Origin of the sequence: Streptomyces sp. NPDC045431 (assembly GCF_040646655.1) — a bacterium.
In the GTDB taxonomy this organism is placed as follows: Bacteria; Actinomycetota; Actinomycetes; order Streptomycetales; family Streptomycetaceae; genus Streptomyces.
Genome location: NZ_JBEZAQ010000005.1, coordinates 79,605 through 104,658 on the forward strand (window position 1 = coordinate 79,605; position 25,054 = coordinate 104,658).

Genomic DNA, 25,054 nt, shown 5'->3' on the forward strand with positions numbered 1-25,054 from the left:
AGGGTGGCCGTTTTCCGGATCGAGCGATGGGCGCCGCTGGACGCCGCCGAGGCGTGGCGGCGGGTGACGGACTGGCCGGCGCACGGAGCCCGCGTGCCGTTGACCCGGGTGGCCCCGGTGCCGGACGGGCCGACGCGGAGGGGCGGCCGGATCAACGCGCGTACCGGGATCGGACGGTTCGGCTTCGACGACCCGATGGAGGTCGTGCGCTGGGAGCCTCCGGCCCCCGGCCGGACGGTGGGCGTGTGCCGCCTGGAGAAGCGCGGACGGGTGGTCACCGGGTGGGCGGAGATCGCCGTCCACGCGACCACGGACGGCCGCACGCGTGTGACCTGGACCGAGGAGCTGCGCGTACGGGGCCTGCCGCGCGCCTGCGACGGGCTGCTGGCGCGCGCCGGGCGGCTGGTCTTCGGACGCACCCTGGCCGGGCTGCTCGAAGCCCGCTGAGCGGACGGTGCCCAGGGCCCTTCGGCGTCTACTCGGGCCAGGATCCGCTGCGCAGGAACTCGTCGATGGCGGCGCTGTACGGGGCGATGTCCAGGCCCTGTTCGGCCAGCCAGTCGTCGGAGTAGTACTTGTCCAGATAGCGCTCGCCGGGGTCGCAGATGAGCGTGACGACGCTGCCGGTGCGGCCTTGCGCCACCATCTCGGCGACGATCTTCAACGCGCTCCAGAGGCCCGTTCCGGTGGAGCCGCCCGCCTTGCGGCCGATGGCGTTCTCCAGTGCCCGTACGGCGGCGACGCTCGCCGCGTCCGGCACCTTCATCATCCGGTCGATGGCGCCGGGGACGAAGCTCGGCTCCATCCGGGGGCGGCCGATGCCCTCGATGCGGGAGCCGCAGTCACTGGCGGCCTGCGCGTTGCCGGTGGTCCACCCTTCGAAGAAGCAGGAGTTCTCCGGGTCGGGGACGCAGATGCGGGTGTCGTACTGCATGTAGCGCACGTAGCGGGCGATGGTCGCCGACGTGCCGCCCGTGCCCGCCGTGGCGACGATCCACGCCGGTTCCGGATAGCGCTCCAGGCGCAGCTGCTGGTAGATCGACTCCGCGATGTTGTTGTTGCCGCGCCAGTCGGTGGCGCGCTCCGCGTACGTGAACTGGTCCATGTAGTGGCCGCCGGTCCGGGCGGCGAGGGCCGCCGCCTCCTCGTACATCATGCGCGAGTCGTCGACGAAGTGGCACTGGGCGCCCTGGAATTCGATGAGCCGGATCTTCTCGGGGCTGGTGGTGCGCGGCATGACGGCGATGAACGGCACGCCGACGAGGCTCGCGAAGTACGCCTCGGAGACGGCCGTCGAGCCGCTGGACGCCTCGATGAGGGGCTTGTCGGGGCGGATCCAGCCGTTGCACAGCCCGTAGAGGAAGAGCGAACGCGCCAGGCGGTGCTTGAGGCTGCCGGTGGGGTGGGTGGACTCGTCCTTCAGGTAGAGGTCGATCCCCCAGCGCTCGGGCAGCGGGAAGCGCAGCAGATGCGTGTCGGCGGACCGGGTGGCGTCGGCCTGGACCTTGCGTACGGCGTCCTTGAGCCATGCGCGGTAGTCCGGGTCACTCCGGTCCACGTCGATGGTGGGCGCCGGTCGGTTCGTCCCGGCGGCCCCTGTCGTCCCGGCCTGCTCACCAGTGCCCACGCGTTGCGCTCCTCAACTGTCTCCACTGCCGTCTCTCTGTGAACATACCCCCCTCACCTGCGCAAACGTTCACTTTGATGCTCCATAGGACCGGCTTGGGGAACCGCCGGCCGACGCGCCCTGGTGTACACGCGGGTACTTGTGCAGACTGACCGGACCGACAAGCCGCACGAAGGGGGCGGGACAGTCATGGCTGGGCCTGATTTCAGTGCCACGGGCGTACGGATCGAGCGGTGGCCGCGTTCGCTGACGACGGCGGGCGAGGTCCTGATCGAGGACGGCAGGCTGGCGCTGCTCACCAGCTGCGGGCGGGTGATCGACAGTGCGCCGGTGCGCGCGGTCCGGGCGGGCAGGCCGTGGTTCGCGGGGCGCGGTGACGCGACCGTGGCGACGCTCAACGGCCACCGCTACCGGCTGACGATGGGACGGCGCGGCCGCGGCCCGGGCGGGCCCACGAATATGGCCGGGTGCTTCCTGGAGGCGGTCCGCACGGCGGGCACGGCGAAGGACCGAGCCGAGGGCCGTGCCGAGGGCCGTGCCAAGGACCGGGCAAAGGACCGCGCCGGGTAACGAGCCGGGGACCGAGCCGGCCGTTGAGCGGGCGATTGAGCCAAGGACGTTGCAGGAACCGAACCGTGATCGGTGGCCGCGAGTTGCACAACGGTCACCGCTGGTTCACGCTGGTTTGACATCACTACTCAGGGTGCACCGGCGGTGACGCTGCGATCCAGCCCGCCGGACCGAACAGCCAGCCATCTACTGGATCCGATCTCCGTCTTCTTCCGGACCTCATTTCGGGGAGTCGCAGCCGTGATCAGCCAGGCAAGCAGGCAGTGCACGGTAGAGCTCCAAGCCCTGCCGTCGCGGATCGGACAGGTCCGCAGAATCGTGTCGGCGCAACTGCGCTACTGGAATCTCGACAGTCTGATCGAGAAAGCCGCACTCGGTGTCACCGAGCTGCTGACCAACGTCCACCAGCACGCCCAACCGGACAAGGTGTGCACCGTCGAGCTCGAGCTGCTGCTCGACCGGCTGACGGTCTCGGTCCATGACCACGACCCCCGCCTCCCGACGGTCCTGACTCTCAACCCCGCCGACCCGCTCCCGACTTCGGGGCGCGGGCTGGCCCTGATAGAGGCGTTCAGCGAGAGCTGGGGCGCGCGGCCGCAGGGCGACTCCGGCAAAGTCGTCTGGTTCACCCTTCCGGCGCCCTCGGCCACTCCCCTGCCGCCGATCCCTTCGCTCCCGGTGTACGGGGCGGCCGGCGGCGCGCCGTTCACGGAACCGGTCCCCTTCGAAACGGTCGAGGCCGTGCGCGAACGCCCCCCGGCCGACCGGTCGCCCGCCGTGGCGGGCTGACGGGGCGACACCCGGCCGGTGCATGCCTGTACGGCGGCGAGGGCCCCCTCGTCGCCGTACAGGCATACGCTCGCGTCTGTACCTACTGTTATGTACAGTACGATCATGAGCACTCACGACCGGCTGATCGAGGCGACGCGGGACCTGCTGTGGGAGCGGGGTTACGTCGGCACGAGCCCCAAGGCCATCCAGCAGCGGGCGGAGGCGGGCCAGGGCAGCATGTACCACCACTTCACCGGGAAGCCCGCCCTGGCGCTCGCGGCCATCCGCCGTACCGCCGGGGAGATGCGCGCCGCCGCCGAGTCGGCCCTGGGCGGCGGCGGATCGGCGTACGCGCGGATCGAGGCCTATCTGCGGCGGGAGCGCGACGTCCTGCGCGGCTGCCCGGTCGGACGGCTGACGATGGATCCGGACGTCATCGCCGACGAGGAGCTGCGCGCACCGGTCGAGGAGACCCTGGCCTGGCTGTGCGACCGGCTCGCCGGGATCGTCCAGGAGGGGCTCGACAGCGGGGAGTTCACCGGGCCGCTGGACCCGCGGGACACGGCGGCGGCCATCGTGGCGACCGTCCAGGGCGGCTACGTACTGGCCCGCGCGTCAGGCTCCCCCGCCCCCTTCGACACCGCCGTGAACGGCCTGCTCACGCTGCTCACCGCCGCCCGCAGCGCCCGTACCGCCGCCTGAGGAGACCCGCACCGTGCATGCCATGCAGTACGAGATCACCCTGCCCGCCGACTACGACATGGACATCATCCGCCGACGGGTCGCGACGAAGGGGCACCTCCTCGACGACTTCCCCGGGCTGGGCCTGAAGGCCTACCTGATACGGGAGCGCGCCGACGGCTCCCCCGTGAACCAGTACGCCCCCTTCTACCTGTGGACGGCGCCCGAGGGCATGAACGCCTTCCTCTGGGGCCCCGGTTTCCAGGGCATCGTCCGGGACTTCGGCCGCCCGCGGGTGCAGCACTGGACGGGCCTTTCGTACGAGGAGGGGCCCGCCGCCTCGTCGGCACCGCGTTCCCTGACGCGCCGCCGGGTGCGTACGGACGAGCGCGAGAGCCCCGCCGACACCGTGGCCCGGGCCCTGGAGGAGCACCGGTCACACGCCCGCACGCAGGGCGCGGTGGCCGCCGCCCTCGCCGTGGACCCGCACCACTGGGAGCTGCTCCACGTCACGTTCTGGGCCGGGGACGCGCCACAGCCGACGGACGGCGACGTGTACCGCGTCCTGCACCTGTCGGCACCGGAACGGCACCGGCTGCGCCGGGGACGGCAGTGGTGAGGGCGCCGCGCGGCGGCGGTTCCCCGAGGACGTCTTAGGGAGCCTCCACCGCCGCCGCGGGGCGGCCGAGCGTGGCGAGCGGGTCGTCGAGGACCGGCTGCCACGCCAACTCCGCCGCTCCCACCAGGCTGTTGTGGTCCAGGGTGCAGCCCAGGATGGGCACCACGCCGCTGCGGCCCCACAGGCTGCGGTCGGCGACCACCGCGCGGAGCCGTTCCGGGTCGGCCGCGAGGAGCTCGCGGTGGAGCCCGCCGAGGATGATCCGGTCGGGGTTGAGGATGTTGACCAGGCCGGCCAGGCCGAGGCCGAGGCGGTCGATGAGCTCCTCGGTGGCGGCCCGTACGGCCGGGTCGCCGCCCTCCGTACGGAGCAGGTCGCGGGCCTGCTGGAGCAGGGACACCTCGGGTCCCGGGTCGCGCCGTGCGGCGGTGAGGAAGGCGAGCGGATCGGTCTCGACGTCGAGGCAGCCGCGGCTGCCGCAGTGGCAGGGGCGCCCGCCCTCGGGGTGGACGGTGAGGTGACCGACCTCCAGGGCGAGGCCCGAACTGCCCGTGTGCAGGCGCCCGTCCAGGACCAGGGCCCCGCCGACGCCGCGGTGGCCGGTGGCGACGCAGAGCAGGTGCTGGGCGCCGCGGCCCGCACCGTGGCGGTGTTCGGCGAGGGCGGCCAGGTTGACGTCGTTGCCGGCGAAGGCGGGGCCCTCGATGCCCGCCTCGCGCACCTGTGCGGCGAAGATGTCGCGGACGGGTGCCCCGGCCGGCCAGGCGACGTGCAGCGGGTTGAGGGCGGTCCCTTCCGGTTCGGCGACCGCGGACGGGACGGCGAGCCCGGCGCCCACGCAGCGGCGCCCGCTCTCGCGCAGCAGCCGGGCGCCCTCCTCGACGACGGCCGCGAGCACCTGGGCCGGATCGGCCGTGACGGTCACGCAGCCGGGGGCGGTGGCCACGATGCGGCCGCCGAGGCCCACGAGCGCGGCGCGGAAGCCGTCGGCGTGGACCTGCGCGGCGAGGGCGACGGGGCCGTTCTCGTCGACGATGAGCCGGTGCGAGGGACGGCCCTGGGAGCCGGCGGCCGCGCCGGGGCGGGAGTCGACGCGGATCAGCCCGAGCGCTTCGAGTTCGGCGGCGACGGCGCCGGCGGTGGCCCGGGTGACGCCGAGCTCGGCGGTGAGCACGGCGCGGGTGGGCGCCCGACCGGTGTGCACCAGTTCGAGCGCGGGGCCGAGTGCGCTGCGGCCCCTGTCCAGCCGTGATCGGGTCATGGTCGCCTTGCCGTTCATGGGGGCGAGTCTCCCATGATCCAGCATGCGGACGGTCGGCCCGGTCTTGTCCAGTGCCGGTCCGCACACCGCCGCCCGCACGGTTCCGCGCACTGTTTCGGCCGGTCGTGGACGGGTACTGCGGGTGGCTGACGCACGCTGCGCGGGCGGCGCGAGGCGGGAGGTCCCATGTCACGCTCCGACACCAAGGCGGTGGTACGGGCGCTGCTCGACGAGCGGGCGCGCACGTACGCGGAGGAGGCCGGGATCCACCTGAAGGACACCCCGCAGCCGCTGTACCGGCTGCTGGTGCTGGCCCATCTGCTGAGTGCCCGCATCCGCGCCGACATCGCGGTCGCGGCGGCTCGCGCCCTGTTCGCCGCCGGGATGAAGGACGCGCGGCACATGCGCGACGCCACCTGGCAGCAGCGGGTGGACGCGCTCGGAGAAGGCGGCTACCGCCGGTACGACGAGCGGACGGCCACCCAGCTGGGGCAGGTCGCCGAGCTCGTCCTCGACGCGTACGGCGGTGATCTGCGCCGGATGCGCGAGAAGGCGGGCGGCGACCTGGACCGGTTGCGCGCGCTGCTGCAGGAGGCGCCGGGCATCGGCCCGGCGGGGGCGGACATCTTCCTGCGGGAGGTGCAGGGCGTCTGGCCGGAAGTGGCGCCCTACCTGGACGGCAGGACGCTGGACGGCGCGAAGCGGCTGGGCCTGCCGGCGGACCGCGAGGAGCTGGCCGGCCTGGTCGGAGAGGCGGATCTGCCGGCTTTCGCCGCCGCGCTGGTGCGCGCCGCGCTGGACAAGGACGTCGTCGAGGGCGTCCGCGAGACAGTCAACGAGACCTGACCTAGGGAGGTCCGGATGAGCACCGCCGACCGCGGCGAACTTCCGCTGCCCGACTACGACCAGTTGCCCGTCGGAGCACTGGAGCACCGCATCCGGGCGCTCAGCGGCGAGCAGATCGACCAGCTGGTGCACTACGAGCACGCGCACGCCGACCGCCCCATGGTCGTCCAGGTCCTGACAGCCCGCAAGCACCAGCTGGAGCAGGGGGCGACCCCGTCCGGCGGTGATCCGGGCGCGTTCCAGCCCGAACATCCGGGCAAGGCCCAGGCCGGCTCGCCGGTCTCGCCCTCGGGCTCGCCGCAGCCGATCCACCCGCCGCCGCACGGCACGCCGTTCCAGTCCGGCAAGCCGAAGGGGAACATGGAACGGCCCTGAGGCCGTGAAACCGACCCTGAAGGCCGCGGAACCGACCCTGAGGTCGCGGAACGACGCTGAGGCCGCGGAACGACGCCGCGGCGCGAGCCGCCCGGACCGGCATGGTTGTACGCCGGTCCGGGCGGCCCCTATGCTCACTTTGTGCCGCACCTAAACAAACTACGGACGGCCGTTCCGGGGGAATCAGGCGGAGACACCGCCGCACGCTCCCTGATCCGCCTCCGCACCGCCCTGACCTTGTTCTTCGCCCTCGACGGCTTCCTCTTCGCCGGCTGGGTGGTCCGCATCCCCGCGATCAAGGAGCAGACCGGCTCCTCCCCGAGCGACCTCGGGCTCGCCCTGCTGGGCGTGTCGGCCGGCGCCGTCCTGACCATGACCCTCACCGGCCGGCTGTGCCGCCGCTTCGGCGCCCACCCCGTCACGGTCGCGGCCGGTGTCCTGCTTTCGCTGAGCATCGCGCTGCCGCCGCTGACCCACTCGGCGCTCGCCCTCGGCCTGGTGCTGCTGGTCTTCGGCACCGCGTACGGCGGCATCAACGTGGCGATGAACAGCGCCGCCGTCGAGCTGGTCGCCGCGCTGCGCCGCCCGGTGATGCCGAGCTTCCACGCCGCCTTCAGCCTCGGCGGCATGCTCGGCGCCGGGCTCGGCGGGCTCGTCGCGGGTGGCCTCGCGCCGCGCACGCACCTGCTGGCCCTCACGGCCATCGGGCTCCTGGTGACCGCCGCGGCCGGTTCCGTGCTGTTGCGCCACCCGTGCCCCGCACCGGCGGAGGCGCTGCCCGCCGACGGGCCCGCACCACGGCGCATGGACGGCCGGACACGCGGCCTGGTCACGGTCTTCGGGCTGATCGCGCTGTGCACGGCGTACGGGGAGGGCGCGATGGCCGACTGGAGCGCGCTCCACCTGGAGCAGGACCTGCACGCCCATCCGGGCGCGGCGGCCGCCGGATACTCCCTCTTCGCGCTCGCCATGACCGCCGGGCGCCTCTCCGGTACGGCCCTGCTGCAGCGGCTCGGCCAGACCCGGACGCTGGTGGCGGGCGGGGCGGCCGCAGCAGCCGGGATGCTGCTGGGCGCGCTCGCGCCGACGGTGTGGCTCGCGCTGCTGGGCTTCGCGGTCACGGGGCTCGGCCTGGCGAACATCTTCCCCGTCGCGGTGGCGCGCGCGGGCGCGCTGGCCGGCGCCGGCGGCGTGGCCGCCGCGTCCACGCTCGGTTACGGCGGCATGCTGCTGGGGCCGCCGGCGATCGGGTTCCTGGCCGACTGGTTCTCGCTGCCGCTCGCGCTGACGACGGTGGCGATGCTGGCCGCCGGGGCGGCGCTGATCGGGTACGCGGTGCGCGACGCGTCGGCGCGGGAAACTCCCGGGCCGGGCGTTCGTGGTCGCTGACACAATCCCCGCATGGAGATCACCGAGTACCTCGAAACCCTGGCCCGCGACGGCCGGTTGATGGCCGAGGCCGCCGAGAAGGCGGGCCCCGACGCGCCCGTGCCGCCCTGTCCCGGATGGCGCGTACGGGACGCGCTGCGGCACACCGGCGTGGTGCACCGCTGGGCCACCGCGTTCGTCGTGGAGGGGCACACCGCCTTCCAGCCCATGGGCGATGAGCCCGACCTGGACGGCGAGGAGCTCGTGGCGTGGTTCCGCGAGGGCCACGGGCTCCTCGTGCGGGCGCTGTCGGACGCGCCCGACTCCCTGGAGTGCTGGACCTTCCTGCCCGGGGCGTCCTCGGCGCGCGGCTTCTGGTCGCGGCGCCAGGCGCACGAGACGGCCGTCCACCGGGTGGACGTCCAGGCGGCGCTCGGCGACGCGGCGCCCGGCCCGGTGGACCCGGTGTTCGCCGCCGACGGGATCGACGAGCTGCTGTGCGGCTTCCACGCGCGGGAGAAGAGCCGGGTGCGTACACCGGAACCGGCCGTCCTGCGCGTACGGGCGACGGACACCGGCGATGTGTGGACCGTACGCCTGTCGGCGCAGCCGTCGCGGGCGACGCGGGGCGACGACGGGGGCGCGGCCGACTGCGAGCTGAGCGGCCCGGCGGAGCGGCTGTACCTGACCCTGTGGAACCGGCTGCCGCAGAGCGCCGTGACCGTCACGGGCGACGAGCGCCTGGCGCGGCTGTGGCGGGAGACCTCCGCCGTCGTCTGACGGCCGGAGCGCTCAGGCCCGGCAGGCGGGCCCCTCGGAGGCACCGGGCTGCCCCGCGGCCAGCGCCCGGCCGAGCACCGCACGCTGCAGGGGCAGCACCTCGGCGTGCCGGGCGCGGCCCAGGTCCGTCAGGGCGACCTCGACTCCGCGCCGGTCCTGGCTGCACATGCCGCGCGTGACGAGGCCCTCCTTCTCCAGGCGGGCGACGAGCCGGGACAGCGCGCTCTGGCTGAGGTGCACGCGGGACGCGAGCTCCTGAACGCGGTAGGAGGAGCCGGCCCCCTCGGCCGCGGCGTCGGCCAGGGCGTCGAGAACCTCGAAGTCGCTGGCGCCGAGGCCGTAGGGGTGCAGCTCGCGGTCGAGCTCGCACGTGGTACGGGCGTGCAGGGCACGCACGCCGTGCCACTGCTCCACGAGCGCGCGCTCGGAGTTCGTCGCAGCCATGGGCCCACGTTAGCAAGAGGTCACCTTTCGTTGCAACGGAATTAAATGCACTTGCATTCAATGCAAGCGCATGGAACTGTGCTCCGCATGACCTCTCCGCTCACCGCTTCGTCCCCCGCGCCTCAGGAGCGCTGGACCCCGCGGCTGTGGGGCACCCTGCTGGTGCTCTGCGCCGCGATGTTCCTCGACGCCCTCGACGTCTCCATGGTCGGCGTCGCCCTGCCGTCGATCGGCGCCGACCTGGGCCTGTCCACCGCCACCCTGCAGTGGATCGTCAGCGGCTACATCCTCGGCTACGGAGGCCTGCTCCTCCTGGGCGGCCGGGCCGCCGACCTCCTCGGTCGCCGCCGCGTCTTCCTGATAGCGCTGGCCGTCTTCGCGCTCGCCTCGCTGCTCGGCGGTCTCGTCGACTCCGGCCCGCTGCTGATCGCCAGCCGCTTCATCAAGGGCCTCAGCGCCGCGTTCACCGCGCCCGCCGGACTCTCGATCATCACCACCACCTTCAAGGAGGGGCCGCAGCGCAACCGGGCCCTGTCCATCTACACGACCTGCGCCGCCACCGGTTTCTCCATGGGCCTGGTGCTGTCGGGCCTGCTCACCGAGCTGAGCTGGCGCTGGACGATGCTGCTGCCCGCGCCGATCGCCCTCGTCGCCCTCGTCGTCGGCCTGCGGATGATCCCGCACAGCGACCGCGAGGACACCCGCGGCGGCTACGACCTGCCGGGCGCCGTCACCGGCACGGCCGCGATGCTGCTCCTGGTCTTCACCGTCGTCGAGGCGCCCGAGGCGGGCTGGGCGTCCGCCCGCACGCTGCTGTCGTTCCTGGCGGCCGCCGTCCTGCTCGCCGCCTTCGTGGCCATCGAGCGGCGCACCGCGAGCCCGCTGCTGCGGCTCGGCGTGCTGCGCTCCGGCTCGCAGCTGCGGGCCCAGCTCGGCGCGGCCACGTTCTTCGGCTCGTACGTCGCCTTCCAGTTCATCGTGACGCAATACATGCAGGGGCTGCTCGGCTGGAGCGCGCTGCAGACCGCGCTCGCCTTCCTGCCGGCCGGCCTGCTGGTGGCGCTCTCCTCCACCAAGGTCGGTGACGTGGTGGACCGGTTCGGTACGCCGCGGGTGATCGCGACCGGCTTCGCGCTGCTCGTCGCCTCGTACGCCATCTTCCTCCAGGTCGACCTCACCCCCCGGTACGCGGCCGTCGTCCTGCCGTCGATGCTGCTGCTGGGCGCGGCGTGCGCGCTGACCTTCCCGTCGCTCAACATCCAGGCGACGAACGGCGTGGACGACGACGAGCAGGGCATGGTCTCCGGTCTGCTGAACACCTCCGTCCAGGTGGGCGGCGCCGTCTTCCTCGCCGTGGTGACGGCCGTGATCACGGCCGGCGGCGCCGAGGGCGGCTCCCGGCAGGCGGTTCTCGACAGCTTCCGGCCCGGACTGGTGGTGGTCACCGCCATCGCGGCCGTGGGCCTGCTCATCACCCTGACCGGTCTGCGCCGCGGTCGTACGCCGCAGCCGTCGGTCGTGATCGCCAAGTCGGCGACGCCGGCGAGCCCGGAAGCGGTGGAGGCCGCGGAAACCGCCGCCGTACGGAACTGACGCCACGACAGGGGCGCGCGGCCGGTGGGCAATCCTCTTGCCCACCGGCCGCGCGCTTGTGAGACTGCCGGTCATGGGGACCAGGACGCAGGCACAACGCGACGCCATGACCGTCGAGATCGGCTACGCCCTGCTGACCGGCGTCTTCGTCGCGGCAGGGCTCTTCTGCCTGGTGGCGGCCCCGGTGATCGCCTTCGACCTGGACGGCGGCGCCGAGCGCTCGGTGCTGGTCGCGGCCGCCGGCACCGCCTGCCTGGGGTTCGTGGCCCGCGTCGTACACGTGCTGTGGCGGTTCGGCGGCGGGCGGCCGAGCGGCCCGGAGGCGTAGGCCGGTACGCCGCGTCACACCGTCACGCGACGGCCTCGCTCAGGCCGGCGCGGCGGTGCAGTCGGCGCAGCGGAGCCGGTGCCCACCGGTTAGCGCGGCCCGCCAGGCGCATGGAGACCGGTAGCAGCACCACCCGGATCAGGGTCGCGTCCACCAGGATCGCCAGCGCCGTGCCGACGCCCAGCTCCTTGAGGAAGACGACACCTCCGGTCGCGTACGCCGCGAAGCTCAGCGCCAGGATGCCCGCGGCCGCCGTGATCAGCGGGGCGCTGCGCCGGATGCCCGCGACCACCGCGCGCTCGGTGTCGCCGGTGCGCTCGTACTCCTCCTTGATCCGGGCCGGCATGAGCACCTCGTAGTCCATGGACAGCCCGTACACGACGCAGAACATCAGCACCGGAATGCTCGGCTCGATCGAACCGGTCGGGGTGAAGCCGAGCAGGTCGGCGAAGTGGCCGTCCTGGAAGACGTACACCAGGCAGCCGGACATCACCGACAGGCTGAGCAGGTTCAGCACCGTGGCCTTGGCGGGCAGCAGCAGGCTGCCGGTCATGAGGAAGAGGATCACGAAGGTCGCGACGAGGATCAGCGCGATGACGACGGGCAGCCTGTCCAGGAGGGTGGTGCGGAAGTCGGTCGTCTCGGCCGGGTAGCCGCCGACGAGCACACCGGGCGGTCCAGCCACCGCCCGCACCCGCTCCACGAGCGCCGGGACGTCGCCGTACATGGCCTCCTGGGTGGGGACGACGCCGATCCGTACGGCCCCGCCGTTCGGGGCGTGCTCCGGCGGGTCGACCTGGAAGACGCCGGGGACGCGGGCGAGTTCGGCGGCGTACACGGTGAGCTCCGCGGGCGTGGCCGGGCCGTCCACGACGACCTGGAGGACGTCGGTGGGCTCGGCGGCGTACGTGCGGTGGATCGCCTCGGAGGTCGTACGGGACGGCGTCCCCTCGGGCAGCGTGCGCTCGTCCGGCTGGCCGAAGCACAGGCCGAGGACCGGGGAGGCGGCGAGGAGGAGGACGCCGAGGACGGCGGCACCGCTCAGGACGGGCTTGCGCATGGCGCGCAGGGCGACGCGGTGCCAGAGCCCCGTCCGGGCGGACGGCGGGCGCTCCATGCGGTGGCCCCAGCGGGCCAGGGCGGCGGGCAGGACGACGACCACTCCGGCCACCGCCGTCAGGACGACGAGGACGCCGGCGTACGCGAAGGAGGAGAGGAAGAAGAAGGGGAAGACCAGCAGCGCGGAGAGCGAGACCGCGACGGTGACGCCGCTGAAGATGACCGTGCGGCCCGCGGGGCAGCCCCGCCCTGCGCGCCGAAGACGGCGGCAGCGCGCTGATCCTCGCCCGCCTCGAAGGCAGCGCCACCGCCACCCGCGCCGAACTCGCCACCCTCTCACCCCGCCTGGCCCGCACCACCCCGAACCTCACCGTGCAGGTCGGCGGCCAGGAGGAGATCTCCCGGCAGGTCGGCGAGCAGGCCCGGCGGGACGTCCTCACCGCCGAGGCGCTCGTCCTGCCCGCCGTCCTGCTCCTCCTCGTCCTGGTCTACCGGCGCACCGCCGCCGCCCTGGCCACGGTCGCGGTCGGCCTGCTGTCGGTCGTCGGCACGCTCGCCGGGCTGCGCGCCCTGGCACAGGTCACGCCCGTCTCCACCTTCGCCGCCAACATCGCGCTGGTCCTCGGGCTCGGCCTCGGCATCGACTACGGCCTCTTCGTCATCAACCGCTACCGCGAGGAGCGCGCCGCCGGACGCGACCAGCAGGACGCCGTCCGCGCCACCGCCGGCCGTCCCAGTACGAGTCGACGTCCGTGACCATCGGGTGGCGGGCGATCTCGGCGGCGAGCGCGCGGGCCTCGCCGACGGCCGCGGGCGCGTCGACATCGCCACCGCGGGCGGTGACGAGGAGGGCGAGGTTGGGATTGCCGGTGGCGAACTCCGCGCGCAGGATCCCGGCGGCGGCGACGGACTCGGTGCCGGGCGCGTCCCAGCGGGCCAGTTGGAGGTCGGCCTGGGCACCCGCGCCGTAGGCGGCGAGACCGGCGAAGAGGAGGACGGCGGCGAACAGGACGGCGCGGCTGCGGCGTACGGCGAGACGGCCGAGGCGTGTCAGGGGGCCCGAGGGGTGCGGGGGTTGTTCCTTCATAGTGCGCTGGGCCCGCCGAAGCAGCGGTCCGTGCTCGCCGTGCTGCTCCGCCAGGACGGCAGGGCGATGTCGTACGGGGCGCTCGTCGAGGCCGTGTGGGGCGCCGAAGGCCCCGCACACGTACGGAACCTGGTGCAGAAGTACGTCTCCGGGCTGCGGCGCGCCCTCGGGGGCGGGGCCGGTGGGCCGGAGCTCACCTGGACCGGGAGCGGGTACCGGCTCAGCGGCGCGCGGATCGACGACGTGGCGGAGCGGCGCGCCCTGGTCGACGCGGCGATCGCGGCACGGGAAGCCGGGGACCGGGGGCGTGCGGACGCACTCGTGGGGCGGGCCGAGGGGGTGTGGCGCGGCGAGTACGCCGAGAGGTTGTCGGGTCCGTATCTGGAGGCCGAGCGGCGGCGCTGGGCGGAGAAGCGGCTGCTGGTGCTGGAGGCGCGGCTGGAGTCCGAGATCGAGCGGGGGCGCGCGTACGAGTGCGTCCACGAGCTGGTCCGCCAGGTCGCGGCGCACCCCCTGCGGGAGGGGCTGACCACCCTGCTGATGCTGGCCCTCTACCGCGCCGGGCGCTCCACCGACGCACTCCTCGCGTACGAGGACGCGCGGCGGCATCGCCGAGTCCATCGGCGCGGACCCGGGCCCGGCGCTGCGCGATCTGCACCAGCGGATCCTGCGCCAGGACCCGGCGCTCCTGCCGGCCGGCGGCACGGGCTCCGGCGGCACGCGTCGCTCCGGCGACGCGGCGGCCGCGTAGGCACGGCGGGCTGGGCCCGGCGTGGGGCGGAGGCCCGACCGGCCGGGGTCTCGCCGCTCCGGACGCGCCGCGCGGTGCGCGCGGGCGTAGCGATGGCCTTCGTCGGGAAGGCCGGGAAGACTCTCGCGCCCACGAGCGCGACCGGACACGCCCCCCTGTGGGGCGGACGGGGTCAGGTCAGGTTCAGCCCGCCGTCGAGAACGATCACCTCGCCCGTCAGGTACGAGCCGGCGATCAGCGACGCCACCAGCTCGGCCACGTCGGCGGGCCGCGCCGGGCGGCGCATGGGCGCGCGCTCCCGCCACAGTTCGTGCGCCTGCGCCCAGTCCTTCGTCATCGGCGTGTCCACCAGCCCCGGCGCGACCGCGTTGACCCGCACCTCGGGGCCGAGCGCGGCCGCGAGCAGCCGGGTCACGTGGTTGAGCGCGGCCTTGCTCGCCGCGTACGGCACCGACGCGCCCTTGGGGCGCACCCCGGCGTGGCTGGTGATGTTCACGATGCTGCCTCCCCCGGGAGACCTGCGCAGCGCCGGAAGTGCCGCCGTGCACAGCACCCAGGGCGCGATCAGGTTGACCTCCAGCAGGTGCCGCCAGTCGGCCGGTGTCGCCGCGGCGAGGTCGTCGTGCGGGATCCGCCGGCTGATGCCCGCGTTGTTCACGAGGACGTCCAGCCGCCCGTACCGGCCGAGCGCCGCCTCGACCAGCCCCCGGGCCTCCTCCTCCACCGCCAGGTCCGCCTGTACGTACGTCCCGCCGAGCTCCGCTGCCAGCGCCTCCCCGGCCTCCGCGCTGTGTCGCGAGTGCACGACGACCCGCATCCCGTCCATGGCCAGCCGCCGCGCGATGGCCTGACCGATGCCCGACGTGGACCCGGTGACCAGGGCGACGCGCGCATCCGCTTGTTCGAGCCTCATGCCGACGGATCATGTCACGGCGGCCGTCGCGCCCCGCCCGTCGCGAGAACGGAGCCCACGCGACAGCCCCGTCGCGTCAGCCCCCGTCCCGTCAGCTCCCGTCCCGTCACCCCTCGATGCGGCGGTCCAGGGCGTCCAGGGCGCGGCGCGCCACCCCGTGGGAGCGGATGATGCCGGCCAGCGTCGTCACACCGCGGGTGATGTCCGCGAAGGCGTGCCACGCCGGACGGAAGCCGGTGATCGCCGCGTGCAGCAGACCGGGGCGGCGCTCGAACAGCGTCAGCATCCGCCGGCCGACCGCCATCTCCACGCCGAGGCCCGACTTGATGGCGAACGCGTAGTTCAGCGCCTGCCGCCGCGCGTCCACCGCGTCGTGGGACTCGGCGATCCGCACCGCCCACTCCCCCGCGAGCCGCCCGGAGCGCAGCGCGTACGAGATGCCCTCGCGGGTCCACGGCTCCAGCAGCCCGGCCGCGTCGCCGCACACGAGCACCCGGCCCCGCGACAGCGGCGAGTCGTCGCTGCGGCAGCGGGTCAGGTGGCCCGAGGAGAGGGCCGGTTCGAAGCCGGCGAGCCCGAGGCGGGCGATGAAGTCCTCCAGGTACCGCTTGGTCGCGCCGCCCTCGCCGCGCGCCGAGATCACACCCACCGTGAGGGTGTCGCCCTTGGGGAACACCCAGCCGTAGCTGCCGGGCATCGGACCCCAGTCGATGAGCACCCGCCCCGCCCAGTCCTCCGCGACCGTCGGCGGCACCGGGATCTCGGCCTCCAGCCCCAGGTCGACCTGGTCGAGCTTCACGCCCACGTGGGCTCCTATGCGGCTGGCGCTGCCGTCCGCTCCGACGACCGCCCGCGCGAGCACGACCTCGCCGTCGGCCAGGACAACGGCGACCGTGCGCCGGTCCGGCACGGCGGTGCCGTGCTGCTCGACGCGCGAAACCGTGGCACCCGTACGCAGCTCGGCGCCCGCCTTCTGGGCGTGCTCGACGAGCGCGGCGTCGAACTCCGGGCGGTTGACCAGCCCGAACAGCATGCGCCTGGAGCGGCGCGTCCGCGTGAAACGGCCGTTCATCGAGAACGACACGGCGTGCACCCGGTCCTGGAGCGGCAGCTCGAAGCCGGGTGGCAGCGCGTCGCGCGAGGGGCCGATGATGCCGCCGCCGCACGTCTTGTAGCGGGGCAGCTCCGCCTTCTCCAGGAGCAGCACCCGGCGGCCCGCGACGGCCGCCGCATAGGCCGCGGAGGCCCCGGCCGGCCCCGCCCCGACCACGACGACATCCCACACCGGCGCGGAGTGCTCGTTACCGGCGTCTGCGTTCTCGCTGCTCACGATGTGCTTCTGCTCCTGTCCCGACGTCCGGCCGATCCCGGCCCGTGCCCATGATCTCGATCGCATCCTACGGCTCGGGCCCACGCCACCCCCTGTGGGAGGATCGGTCGTGCGTTCGCCCGTACATGCAACGGTCACCACCGTCAGTCCAACGTCGCACCTACCAGGAGCGTGCCCATGTCCGCCAGCACCACCGACCCGACCGCCGCGCCGATCGCCGAGACCGTCGCCTCCCTCATGCCCCGCGCCAAGGCGGAGCTCGCGGAGCTGGTGGCGTTCCAGTCGGTGGCGGACCCGGCGCAGTTCCCGCCGAGCGAGTGCGAGGCCGCGGCGGCCTGGGTGGCGGACGCCCTGCGCGCGGAGGACTTCCGGGACGTGGCCGTCCTGGACACCCCGGACGGTTCGCAGGCGGTGTACGGGTACCTGCCCGGTCCGGCGGGCGCGCCGACGGTCCTGCTGTACGCGCACTACGACGTGCAGCCGCCGCTGGACCTGGCCGGCTGGGTCACTCCGCCGTTCGAGCTGACCGAGCGCGAGGACGGCCGCTGGTACGGCCGCGGCGCCGCGGACTGCAAGGGCGGCGTGATCATGCACCTGCTCGCGCTGCGCGCCCTCAAGGCGAACGGCGGGATACCGGTCGGCGTCAAGGTCGTCGTCGAGGGCTCGGAGGAGCAGGGCACGGGGGGCCTGGAGCGGTACGCCGAGGAGCACCCGGAGCTGCTGGCGGCGGACGCGATCGTGATCGGTGACGCGGGGAACTTCCGCGCCGGTCTGCCCACCGTGACGGCGTCGCTGCGCGGGATGACGATGCTGCGCGTCCAGGTGGACACGCTGGAGGGCAACCTGCACTCGGGGCTGTTCGGCGGGGCCGCGCCGGACGCGCTGGCCGCCCTCATCCGCGTCCTGGACTCGCTGCGCGCCGAGGACGGTTCGACGACGGTGGACGGGCTGGCGGCGGACGGCCGGTGGGAGGGGCTCCGGTACCCGGAGGAGGACTTCCGCAAGGACGCGAAGGTGCTCGACGGGGTGGACCTGATCGGTCACGACGCGGTCGGCGACCGCCTGTGGGCGCGCCCGGCCGTGACGGTCATGGGCATCGACTGCCCGCCCGTGGTCGGGGCCACGCCGTCCGTGCACGCCTCCGCGCGGGCGCAGATCAGCCTGCGGGTGCCGCCGGGCCAGGACGCCGCGGAGGCGACGAAGCTGCTGGCGGCGCACGTGGAGGCGCACACGCCGTGGGGGGCGCGGGTGTCGGTGGAGCAGGTGGGGCAGGGGCAGCCGTTCCAGGCGGACATCACGAGCCCGGCGTACACCTCCATGGCGGAGGCGCTGCGGGCGGCCTACCCGGGTCAGGAGATGCAGGCGGCGGGCATGGGCGGCTCCATCCCGCTGTGCAACACGCTGGCCGCGCTCTACCCGGAGGCGGAGATCCTGCTCATCGGGTTGAGCGAGCCGGAGGCGCAGATCCACGCGGTGAACGAGAGCGTGTCGCCCGAGGAGCTGGAGCGGATGTCGGTCGCGGAGGCGTGCTTCCTGGTCAACTACGCCCGCTCCCGACGCGGCTGAGCCGGCCCGGTCGGCCGCGAGCGGAATCCGCGCACCGCGGAAGGCCGGGGCGCGGGCCCGGATCGTGCACACGCCGGGCCGTACGCCCGGCTCGACCGCGGTCCATCGCCGCGCCACGGCGGCGGTGCCGTGCGCGGCGGCCTGGACGGCCTGAGCCGTACCGGCGAAGCAGCGCCCGCCCGCCCGTCCGGGTCCGCCGCTCAGCCCACCGGGATGCCCGCCTCGAGGTTCAGCACGGTGCCGCGTTCGCGGGCGCGCAGGGCCCAGCGGAGGCGTTCGTACCGGACCGGGGGCAGCAGGTCCGAGGCCTCCTCCTCGGTGACGAAGCGCCAGCCGCGCAGCTCGGCTCCGGGCAGCAGGACGCCGGCGGCCTGGGCCCCGGTGAGGCGGCCGCCGTCGAAGAGGAGGCGCAGGCCGCCGTAGCCGGGCGGGCGGGGCGGTTCCCAGTCGACGAGCAGCAGTTTCGGTACGGCGTCGAGTTCGAGCCCTATCTCCTCGGTGACCTCCCGCATGCCGGCCCGGGCCGGGGGCTCGCCCGGCTCCACGACCCCGCCGGGGAACTCCCAGCCGGGCTTGTAGGTGGGGTCGACGAGCAGCACGCGGTCCTGTTCGTCGAAGAGCAGTACCCCGGCCGCGAGCGTCTCCCCGGTCGGCTCCGGCGTCTGCACGATCTCGCACGCGCCGACCGCCTCCCCGCGCACCGCCTCGGCGATCGCCGCGGCCGTCTCGTACGGAGTGAGGCTGCTGTTGTCGACGGCGTACGCGTCCGAGCCCAGCCAGCCGCCGAGTGCGGAGCGGTAGGGCTCGATATGGGCGTACGCCCACTGCCGTACGCGCTCGTTGCCGTCCGGGTCGCCGTCGAACTCCCGGCGCTCGGCGATACGCCTGCGCAGGATCGTTTCGTCCTGTGTCAGTACGACGTGGTGTACGGCGATACGACGGGAGGCGAGCCCGCCGAAGATCTCGTCGCGGTACTCCTGTCGCAGCAGGGTCATGGGTACCACCAGCACCCCGCCGACCTCCGCGAGCAGCGCGGCCGCGGCGTCGACGACCAGCCGCCGCCACATGGGCAGGTCCTGGTAGTCGGTCACCTCCGCGAGACGCTTCTGCGGCAGCAGCCGGCCCAGCGCCCCGCCGATGACCTCGGGGTCGTACAAGGTGCTGTTCGGGATCAGATCGATCAGTTCGCGCGCGGTACTGGTCTTGCCCGCACTGAACGCACCGTTGATCCAGACGATCACGGCTCCCCCTCCTCCGTAGCCCCCAGTGGCTTTGCCCGCACCACACTGCCATGGAAACCCGCGGGCGGACAGACCGGCGTAGACAGTGTCTACGCCGGTCTGGTAGACATCGTCTATGACGGAGACGACCTCAGGGCTGCGGGCCCGCTTGATCGAGACCGGCGTCGACCTGCTGAACAGGGAGGGGATCCCCTCCCTGACGCTGCGTGAGATCGCCCGGCGGGCGGGGGTGTCGCACGGCGCACCGCGCCGCTACTTCCCGACCCACCTGGCCCTGCTCTCGGCCATCGCCCAGGAGGGCTTCGCCGAACTGGCCGAGAAGGTGGGGGCGACCCTCAGCGCCGACGGGGCGGCGGCTGCCGCGCCTCGGGAGCGGCTCCTGGCCCTGGGGCGCGTGTACCTGGACTTCGCGCGGACCCACCCCGGCATGTTCGAGCTGATGTTCCGCCACGACCTGCTGGAGAGCGGCGAGCTGGGTCTGCGCGAGACGACGCTCCCCCTCTTCGACGTACTCGTGGACCTGGTCGGCCGCGCACACCCCCGGAAGGAACCGGCGCCGACGGTCGTCGCGGGCGCGCTGTGGGCGAACCTGCACGGCATCGCGCAGTTGTGGCGCTGGGGCAGCCTGCCCCTCGCGACCGGCTGCGACGACGTGGAGCCGCTGCTGCGCGCCGCGCTCGACGCGCATCTGGGCACGGAGCCGGGACCGGAAACGGCACCGATGACGGGGCCGGAGGGCCGGTGAACGCGCGACGCCCGCAACGGCTGATCCTCACGGGCAGCGTCGCCGGGGCGGCGATCGTCGCCCTGGACGGAACCGTGCTGACCGTCGCCCAGCCCACCATGGGGCGCGACCTGCACGCCTCCTTCACCGAGGTGCAGTGGACCAGCACCGGCTACCTCATCGCCGTGGCGAGCCTGCTGGTGTTCGCCGGACGGCTCGGCGACCGGTACGGCCACCGGCGGCTCTTCGCCGTGGGGATCCTCGGCTTCGGCGCGGCCTCGGCGGGCATCGGTCTCGCGCCCGGCGTGCGCTGGGTGATCGCCCTGCGGGTCGTCCAGGGCGTCTTCGGCGCGCTGCTGCAACCGGCCACCCTGGGCATGCTGCGCGCGGCCTACCCGCCCGACCGGATCGGCCGGCCGCTCGCGCTGCGGACGGCTGCGATCGGCCTGGCGGCCGCGGCGGGGCCGGTGGTAGGAGGGGTGCTGACCACGCAGTTCGGGTGGCGGGCCGTGTTCCTCCTCAACGTCGTCCCGGCGGTCGCGATCGGCGTGGCGGCGCTCACGGTGCGCCTGCCGGAGCACGCGCCCCGGCGCGCGGTGGGGCTCGATCTGCCCGGCGCGTGCCTGCTGGCCCTCACGCTGGTGAGCCTGGTGCACACCCTCGTCGGCATCCCGGCGGCCGGCTGGACGGCGACGACGGCACTGGGGTTCGTCGCGGCGGCGGCCTGCGGCGGCGCGTTCCTCGTGCACGAACGGCGTACGGCGAACCCGCTGCTGCCGCCGGAGGTCCTCGGGTCGGCGACGGTGGCCACGGCGCTCGCCGTCCTGCTGGCGGCGTCGGCGTCGCTGTTCGGCGCGCTGTTCGTCGGCACGTACCTCCTCCAGGAGGTCCTGGCCATGGACCCGCTGGGCAGCGGCCTCACGGCACTGCCCCTGGCCGTGATGATGGTCCTGAGCGCGGCGGTCGCGGACCGGCTGATGCGCCGCCTCGGGCCGCGCCGGTCGACCGTGTCGGCGATGGCGCTGCTCACCCTCGGGGCCCTGGCGCTGTCCTGGCTCGCCGTCAGCGGAACGGAATCCGGTTACGCGGCCGGTGGCGGCTTCCTGCTCCTGGGCGCCGGCTTCGGCACGGTCATGGTCACCGCCACCGGCGTCCTCGTACGCCATGCACCGGTCGAGTACGCCGGGGTGGCGGGCGGGTTGCAGCAGACGGCGATGAACGTCGGGCCCGCGCTCGGCGTCGCCGTGGCGACCACGGTGATGGCCCTGACCGCGCCGGGCGGCAAGGGCGGCGGCGGCGCGCCGCAGTCGGTGTGGGCGGCCGAGGGCTTCACCACCGCGATCGGCGTGACGCTCGCGTTCCTCGCGGCCGTCGCCGCGGCCGGGGCGCTGTGCGCGACGGCGCTGCCCGCGCGCGGGAGCGCGAGCGGGAGCGCGAGCGGGAGCGCGAGCGGGAGCGACGGGCCGAGTCGCGGAGGCCGGACCGACAGCGGTGCCGCCGGCCGCGCCGAGGGCCGTACCGACAGCCGTGCCGACAGCGGTGCGAGCGTCGGCTGCGGCGCCGAGCGACGGTGAACCGCCCTACGGGCAGCTGGGCGTGGGGTTCATTTCCGCGACGCTGTCGAGCGGGATGTCGATGCTCCGGCCCTGGGTCTGGACGCGGACGCGGCCGTCGCCGCTTCCGGAGGCCAGCGTTCCGCAGAAGGTCCCGGCCGGCGTCGTCACCCGCAGCAGCTGCCCGGCCGGTGCCGCGGGCGCGGGCGCGGGCCACCACGAGGTGGCCGCTGCCGTGGCGACCAGTACGACGGCCACGAAGGTGAGGGTCAGCCCGGCGCGCAGCCGACGAGCCGCCCGCTCCTGCGCCTGCGCCGCCGGTCCGTCCGGTCCCGCGGCCCCCTGCGTCACCCCGGGCTCCGGCAGCGGGCCCGGCAGCGGCCACGCCACGCGAGCCACCAGGCAGGTCGCCCAGCACGCCACGGCGAGCGCCACCAAGACCAGGACGCCCGCCGCCTCCTCGATGGCGCGCGGCGCCGCCGACGCGCCACCGCCGCCGCTCTTGAGCGCCCCGCAGATACCGATGAATCCGAAGACCGCGAGCTGGACGGCGTGCCAGCCACGCGCGGAGGTCTGCAGGTCGCTCATGCCACGAATGTTACTGTCTGTGGCGATATCGGCACCTGGTGTCATGAGTAGCTCGCCCTTCGACGGGCGGTTCGACGGGAGCGCACGTGAAGATCGCCTGCGTCGGCGGAGGGCCCGCCGGTCTCTACTTCGCCATCCTCATGAAAGGCCACGACGCGTCCCATGACATCACCGTCCACGAACGCAATTCGGCAGGCTCGACGTACGGCTGGGGCGTGACCTACTGGCCCGGGCTGCTCGACAAGCTGTACGCGCACGACCCCGAGTCCGCCCGTGCCATCGCCGAGCACTCGGTCCGCTGGAGCGGCGGCGTCGCGCACATCCGCGACGAGACCACGGCGCACCACGGCGACGAGGGCTTCGGCATCGGCCGCCGCCGGCTGCTCGGCGTGCTCGCCGAGCGCGCCCGGGACCTGGGCGTGCGGCTGGAGTTCGGGCACGGGGTGACGGACGCCGGGGCGGACGGGCTGCCCGAGGCCGACCTGATCGTCGCCGCCGACGGCGTGCGCAGCGCGCTGCGCGACCGCCACGCCGGCCACTTCGGCACCGAGGTGGCCGTGGGGCGCAACATGTACGTCTGGCTCGGCACCACCAAGGTCTTCGACGCCTTCACCTTCACCTTCGTGGAGACCGCGCACGGCTGGATCTGGTGCTACGCCTACGGCTACGGCGAGGACCGCAGCACCTGCGTCGTCGAGTGCTCGCCCGAGACCTGGCGGGGCCTCGGCCTGGACCGGGCGGGCCACGCCGAGGGGCTGGCGCTGCTGGAGGAACTGTTCGCGAAACCGCTGGACGGTCACCGGCTGATCGGCCGGGCGCACCCCGACGGCAGCGCGCAGTGGCTGAACTTCCGCACCGTCACGAACCGGACGTGGTACCACGACAACGTCGTCCTGGTCGGCGACGCCGCCCACACCACGCACTACTCCATCGGCGCGGGCACCACGCTGGCGCTGGAGGACGCGATGGCGCTGGCGGGAGCGCTGCACGCGTCACCCGCGCTCCAACCGGCCCTCGCCCGCTACGAGCGGGAGCGGCAGGCGGCCCTCCTCCCCGTCCGCAGCGCCGCCCGGTACAGCGCGCAGTGGTACGAGAGCCTGACGCGGTACGTGAACCTGACGCCGCCGCAGATGTTCGCGCTGCTGGGCCAGCGGCACTCGCCGCTCCTCCCGCACGTCCCGCCCCAGCTGTACTACCGGCTCGACCGGGCGGCCGAGCGACTGGAGGCGCTGCGCAGGCTCAAGCGATGGCTGGGGCCGAGGGTCGCGGGCACCTTGCAGGCCGCTCGCTCGCGCTAAAGCGTGTTGCAGAAGGCTGTCTTCGGGCATTTTCCCTGTATGGGTGGGGTGCTGAGGGCTGAGCCGTTGTGGGTGGAGACGTTCACGGGGGCTGCGGACGCGGCAGTTCGAGCGACTGCTGAAGGTGGTCCGGGAACGGGGTGGGAACGGTCCTGGCGGTGGCCGGCCGTGGTGCCTGCCGTTGGCCGACCGGGTGCTGCTCGTCGCGGTGTACTACCGCACGAACCTCACCATGCGGCAGCTCGCGCCGCTGTTCGGTGTCTCGCCGGCGACGGTGTGCCGGGCCATCCAGCGGCTGCGGCCGCTCCTGGCGCAAACGCCCCAGCCGGGCACTCCTGCCAGGCGAGGAAGAGGACAACGCCGAGCACCGACGGGCCCGGGCCCGAGTCGGGCACGCCTTCGCCCGCATGAAGCACTAGCAAGATCCTCCGCGACTGCCGACAGCGCGGCAACGGGCTCCATCACGCCGTCCAAGCCGTCGCCCACATGCACAACCTCGCCCTCGCAGCATGAGCAGACCCGCCACAAACTCCGCTCTGACCTGCCCGAACACGGCCTTCTGCAACGCGCTTTAGGACGCAGCGGGCGAACTCTGCCCCTTGCGGGGCCCTTGCCCGTCTCTCGCCGATTGCGTGACCGCGTCGAGGTGGGCGAAGACGACGGTGTTCTCCCTGTACCGCTTCTTCTCATGGTCGTAACTCCCCCCACAGGTGATCAGCCGTAGCTGGGCGTCGGCGGTGTCGGAGTAGACACGTTCGTCAGGGAAGTCGTCCTGCGGGAAGCTCTCGATGGTGTCGACGACAAAGGTCGCGGTGGTGCCATCTTTGCGGCTGATGGCGACTCGGTTGCCTGGCTGCACTGTGCTGAGCCGGGCGAAAACAGCCGGGGAGGTCTTGGTGTCGAGGTGTCCGGCGACGATGGCGGTGCCGAGCTGGCCAGGGGAGACACCGGCAGCGAACCAGCCCACCAGGTTCACATCGTCGTCCGGTGGTGCTTCCAGTCGCCCTGACGGTTCGATGGACAGGTCGGTGAATGGCGCGTCAACGCCGATCGCGGGGATCCGCAGCCGTGTCGGTACCGAGCGGGGCAAGGACAGCGGGGTCTGTTTCCCGACACTCGCTCTGGGTGGCTGGGTAGGTGCCGCCGCCTGGCGGACCGGCGCGGGGACGGACGGCGCGCTCACAGGTTCGGCCCAGCTGAGCACGACCACCACGAGTACCAGCGGCCACAGCAGCATCGGCACGACGCGGCGGGACGCCTGTACGCCCCGCAATGCCTTTCGTACCGATGCTGGACGGATCCTCACCACCGACAGCCACCTTCTTCGACGCACGATCCGAGGCCTGAGCCTTTCCGTGTCGCGAGCGTGGGACCGCAGTGCCCGCGTGCGAGGGCAGCCGCGGTCCCACGTCTTCACTTCCGGCTATCGCGACCTTCAGGCCGCGTCACCGCCGCTCACGCTCCGGCGCCGGACCATGTAGGCGCCGACACCCAGGCCGCCCAGAAGCACCAGCCCTCCGGCCGCCATCGAGCCCGAGGAGGCAAGGCCCCCGCCGCCGGCGTGCACGCCACCACGCGGCTTGTCCTGCTCGTCCTTCTTCTCGTGGTCCTTCTTCGAGCCGTCGTCCTTCTTCGAGCCGTCGTCCTCCTTCGACGACTTGTGCTCCTTGTCCCAGTCGTC

At 73.6% G+C, this 25,054-nt stretch carries 25 protein-coding genes and 3 pseudogenes; 18 read left to right on the plus strand and 10 right to left on the minus strand.

The features are described from left to right. Positions 1-3: 3 nt before the first annotated feature. On the plus strand, positions 4-447 hold the full coding sequence (locus AB0A69_RS14000; protein WP_361420048.1) for an SRPBCC family protein: 444 nt from the start codon (positions 4-6) through the stop codon (positions 445-447). Positions 448-475: 28 nt separating this feature from the next. On the opposite strand, the gene AB0A69_RS14005 is transcribed toward AB0A69_RS14000, so the two are convergent. Continuing rightward, positions 476-1,627 (minus strand): PLP-dependent cysteine synthase family protein, encoded by a 1,152-nt coding sequence (locus AB0A69_RS14005; protein ID WP_361420051.1) that lies wholly within the window; start codon positions 1,625-1,627, stop codon positions 476-478. A gap of 189 nt (positions 1,628-1,816) precedes the next feature. On the opposite strand from AB0A69_RS14005, the gene AB0A69_RS14010 reads away from it, so the two are divergent. The 4 genes from AB0A69_RS14010 to AB0A69_RS14025 all read left to right on the plus strand — a co-directional run bounded on the left by AB0A69_RS14010 (position 1,817) and on the right by AB0A69_RS14025 (position 4,268). Then, positions 1,817-2,197 carry a hypothetical protein gene (locus tag AB0A69_RS14010; RefSeq protein WP_361420054.1) on the plus strand — a complete coding sequence of 127 codons (381 nt, stop codon included), beginning with the start codon at positions 1,817-1,819 and terminating at the stop codon, positions 2,195-2,197. Between the two features lie 240 nt (positions 2,198-2,437). Continuing rightward, positions 2,438-2,986 carry an ATP-binding protein gene (locus tag AB0A69_RS14015; protein WP_361420057.1) on the plus strand — a complete coding sequence of 183 codons (549 nt, stop codon included), beginning with the start codon at positions 2,438-2,440 and terminating at the stop codon, positions 2,984-2,986. 90 nt (positions 2,987-3,076) lie between these two features. Then, positions 3,077-3,670, plus strand: a complete 594-nt coding sequence (locus tag AB0A69_RS14020) for a TetR/AcrR family transcriptional regulator (protein WP_361420060.1) — start codon at positions 3,077-3,079, stop codon at positions 3,668-3,670. A gap of 13 nt (positions 3,671-3,683) precedes the next feature. Next, entirely contained in the window at positions 3,684-4,268 is a 585-nt protein-coding gene (locus tag AB0A69_RS14025) for a DUF4865 family protein (protein ID WP_361420063.1), read from the plus strand. 34 nt (positions 4,269-4,302) lie between these two features. Here the strand turns inward: AB0A69_RS14025 and AB0A69_RS14030 are convergent, their stop codons facing one another. Beyond that, complete coding sequence (locus AB0A69_RS14030; RefSeq protein WP_361420066.1) at positions 4,303-5,547, minus strand: ROK family protein; 1,245 nt, start codon at positions 5,545-5,547, stop codon at positions 4,303-4,305. Between the two features lie 168 nt (positions 5,548-5,715). Here AB0A69_RS14030 and AB0A69_RS14035 point away from each other — a divergent pair, with 168 nt between their 5' ends. The 4 genes from AB0A69_RS14035 (at position 5,716) to AB0A69_RS14050 (ending at position 8,898) form a co-directional block, all read left to right on the plus strand. Beyond that, complete coding sequence (locus AB0A69_RS14035) at positions 5,716-6,375, plus strand: endonuclease (protein WP_361420069.1); 660 nt, start codon at positions 5,716-5,718, stop codon at positions 6,373-6,375. Between the two features lie 15 nt (positions 6,376-6,390). Further along, positions 6,391-6,750, plus strand: a complete 360-nt coding sequence (locus tag AB0A69_RS14040) for a hypothetical protein (protein WP_355360653.1) — start codon at positions 6,391-6,393, stop codon at positions 6,748-6,750. Positions 6,751-6,891: 141 nt separating this feature from the next. Then, on the plus strand, positions 6,892-8,139 hold the full coding sequence (locus AB0A69_RS14045; RefSeq protein WP_361420072.1) for an MFS transporter: 1,248 nt from the start codon (positions 6,892-6,894) through the stop codon (positions 8,137-8,139). A gap of 12 nt (positions 8,140-8,151) precedes the next feature. Continuing rightward, positions 8,152-8,898, plus strand: coding sequence for a maleylpyruvate isomerase family mycothiol-dependent enzyme (locus AB0A69_RS14050; RefSeq protein WP_361420075.1), 747 nt, complete (start codon positions 8,152-8,154; stop codon positions 8,896-8,898). 12 nt (positions 8,899-8,910) lie between these two features. Here the strand turns inward: AB0A69_RS14050 and AB0A69_RS14055 are convergent, their stop codons facing one another. After that, a complete protein-coding gene (locus AB0A69_RS14055; RefSeq protein ID WP_361420078.1) occupies positions 8,911-9,342 on the minus strand; it encodes a MarR family transcriptional regulator in 432 nt (143 codons plus the stop codon). Between the two features lie 87 nt (positions 9,343-9,429). Here AB0A69_RS14055 and AB0A69_RS14060 point away from each other — a divergent pair, with 87 nt between their 5' ends. Continuing rightward, positions 9,430-10,935 carry an MFS transporter gene (locus tag AB0A69_RS14060; RefSeq protein WP_361420081.1) on the plus strand — a complete coding sequence of 502 codons (1,506 nt, stop codon included), beginning with the start codon at positions 9,430-9,432 and terminating at the stop codon, positions 10,933-10,935. Between the two features lie 73 nt (positions 10,936-11,008). Further along, positions 11,009-11,263, plus strand: a complete 255-nt coding sequence (locus AB0A69_RS14065) for a DUF6332 family protein (RefSeq protein WP_361420084.1) — start codon at positions 11,009-11,011, stop codon at positions 11,261-11,263. Between the two features lie 22 nt (positions 11,264-11,285). On the opposite strand, the gene AB0A69_RS14070 is transcribed toward AB0A69_RS14065, so the two are convergent. Then, positions 11,286-12,662 carry an MMPL family transporter gene (locus AB0A69_RS14070; RefSeq protein ID WP_361420087.1) on the minus strand — a complete coding sequence of 459 codons (1,377 nt, stop codon included), beginning with the start codon at positions 12,660-12,662 and terminating at the stop codon, positions 11,286-11,288. Here AB0A69_RS14070 and AB0A69_RS14075 point away from each other — a divergent pair. Both AB0A69_RS14075 and AB0A69_RS14080 read left to right on the plus strand, forming a co-directional pair. Then, positions 12,602-13,078: an MMPL family transporter gene (locus AB0A69_RS14075; protein ID WP_361420784.1), complete on the plus strand. Its 477-nt coding sequence runs from the start codon at positions 12,602-12,604 to the stop codon at positions 13,076-13,078. The two genes, AB0A69_RS14070 and AB0A69_RS14075, sit on opposite strands and share 61 nt — an antisense overlap. Before the next feature lie 397 nt (positions 13,079-13,475). Further along, positions 13,476-13,958 (plus strand): annotated as a pseudogene (locus AB0A69_RS14080) (BTAD domain-containing putative transcriptional regulator); the annotation flags it as partial. A 374-nt stretch (positions 13,959-14,332) separates the two neighbouring features. Here the strand turns inward: AB0A69_RS14080 and AB0A69_RS14085 are convergent. Beyond that, positions 14,333-15,073 (minus strand): SDR family oxidoreductase, encoded by a 741-nt coding sequence (locus tag AB0A69_RS14085; RefSeq protein WP_361420090.1) that lies wholly within the window; start codon positions 15,071-15,073, stop codon positions 14,333-14,335. A gap of 106 nt (positions 15,074-15,179) precedes the next feature. Further along, on the minus strand, positions 15,180-16,403 hold the full coding sequence (locus tag AB0A69_RS14090; protein WP_361420093.1) for a geranylgeranyl reductase family protein: 1,224 nt from the start codon (positions 16,401-16,403) through the stop codon (positions 15,180-15,182). Positions 16,404-16,580: 177 nt separating this feature from the next. Between AB0A69_RS14090 and AB0A69_RS14095 the strand changes: the two genes are divergently transcribed. Further along, a complete protein-coding gene (locus AB0A69_RS14095; protein ID WP_361420096.1) occupies positions 16,581-17,969 on the plus strand; it encodes a dipeptidase in 1,389 nt (462 codons plus the stop codon). Between the two features lie 200 nt (positions 17,970-18,169). Here the strand turns inward: AB0A69_RS14095 and AB0A69_RS14100 are convergent, their stop codons facing one another. Further along, positions 18,170-19,210 carry an NUDIX domain-containing protein gene (locus AB0A69_RS14100; RefSeq protein WP_361420099.1) on the minus strand — a complete coding sequence of 347 codons (1,041 nt, stop codon included), beginning with the start codon at positions 19,208-19,210 and terminating at the stop codon, positions 18,170-18,172. 115 nt (positions 19,211-19,325) lie between these two features. Between AB0A69_RS14100 and AB0A69_RS14105 the strand changes: the two genes are divergently transcribed. Further along, a complete protein-coding gene (locus AB0A69_RS14105; protein ID WP_361420102.1) occupies positions 19,326-19,955 on the plus strand; it encodes a TetR/AcrR family transcriptional regulator in 630 nt (209 codons plus the stop codon). Further along, positions 19,952-21,508, plus strand: a complete 1,557-nt coding sequence (locus AB0A69_RS14110; protein WP_361420105.1) for an MFS transporter — start codon at positions 19,952-19,954, stop codon at positions 21,506-21,508. The genes AB0A69_RS14105 and AB0A69_RS14110 overlap by 4 nt, the downstream gene beginning before the upstream one ends. A 6-nt stretch (positions 21,509-21,514) precedes the next feature. On the opposite strand, the gene AB0A69_RS14115 is transcribed toward AB0A69_RS14110, so the two are convergent. Next, positions 21,515-22,075: a hypothetical protein gene (locus AB0A69_RS14115; RefSeq protein WP_361420108.1), complete on the minus strand. Its 561-nt coding sequence runs from the start codon at positions 22,073-22,075 to the stop codon at positions 21,515-21,517. Positions 22,076-22,161: 86 nt separating this feature from the next. On the opposite strand from AB0A69_RS14115, the gene AB0A69_RS14120 reads away from it, so the two are divergent. Next, the gene (locus AB0A69_RS14120; protein WP_361420111.1) at positions 22,162-23,373 is read left to right on the plus strand and encodes an FAD-dependent monooxygenase; all 1,212 of its coding nucleotides are present in this window, start codon (positions 22,162-22,164) and stop codon (positions 23,371-23,373) included. A 39-nt stretch (positions 23,374-23,412) separates the two neighbouring features. After that, positions 23,413-23,886 (plus strand): annotated as a pseudogene (locus AB0A69_RS14125) (transposase family protein). A 58-nt stretch (positions 23,887-23,944) separates the two neighbouring features. Here the strand turns inward: AB0A69_RS14125 and AB0A69_RS14130 are convergent. Beyond that, positions 23,945-24,616 (minus strand): class F sortase, encoded by a 672-nt coding sequence (locus tag AB0A69_RS14130; protein ID WP_361420114.1) that lies wholly within the window; start codon positions 24,614-24,616, stop codon positions 23,945-23,947. Positions 24,617-24,808: 192 nt separating this feature from the next. After that, positions 24,809-25,054, minus strand: a pseudogene (locus AB0A69_RS14135) (hypothetical protein); the annotation flags it as partial.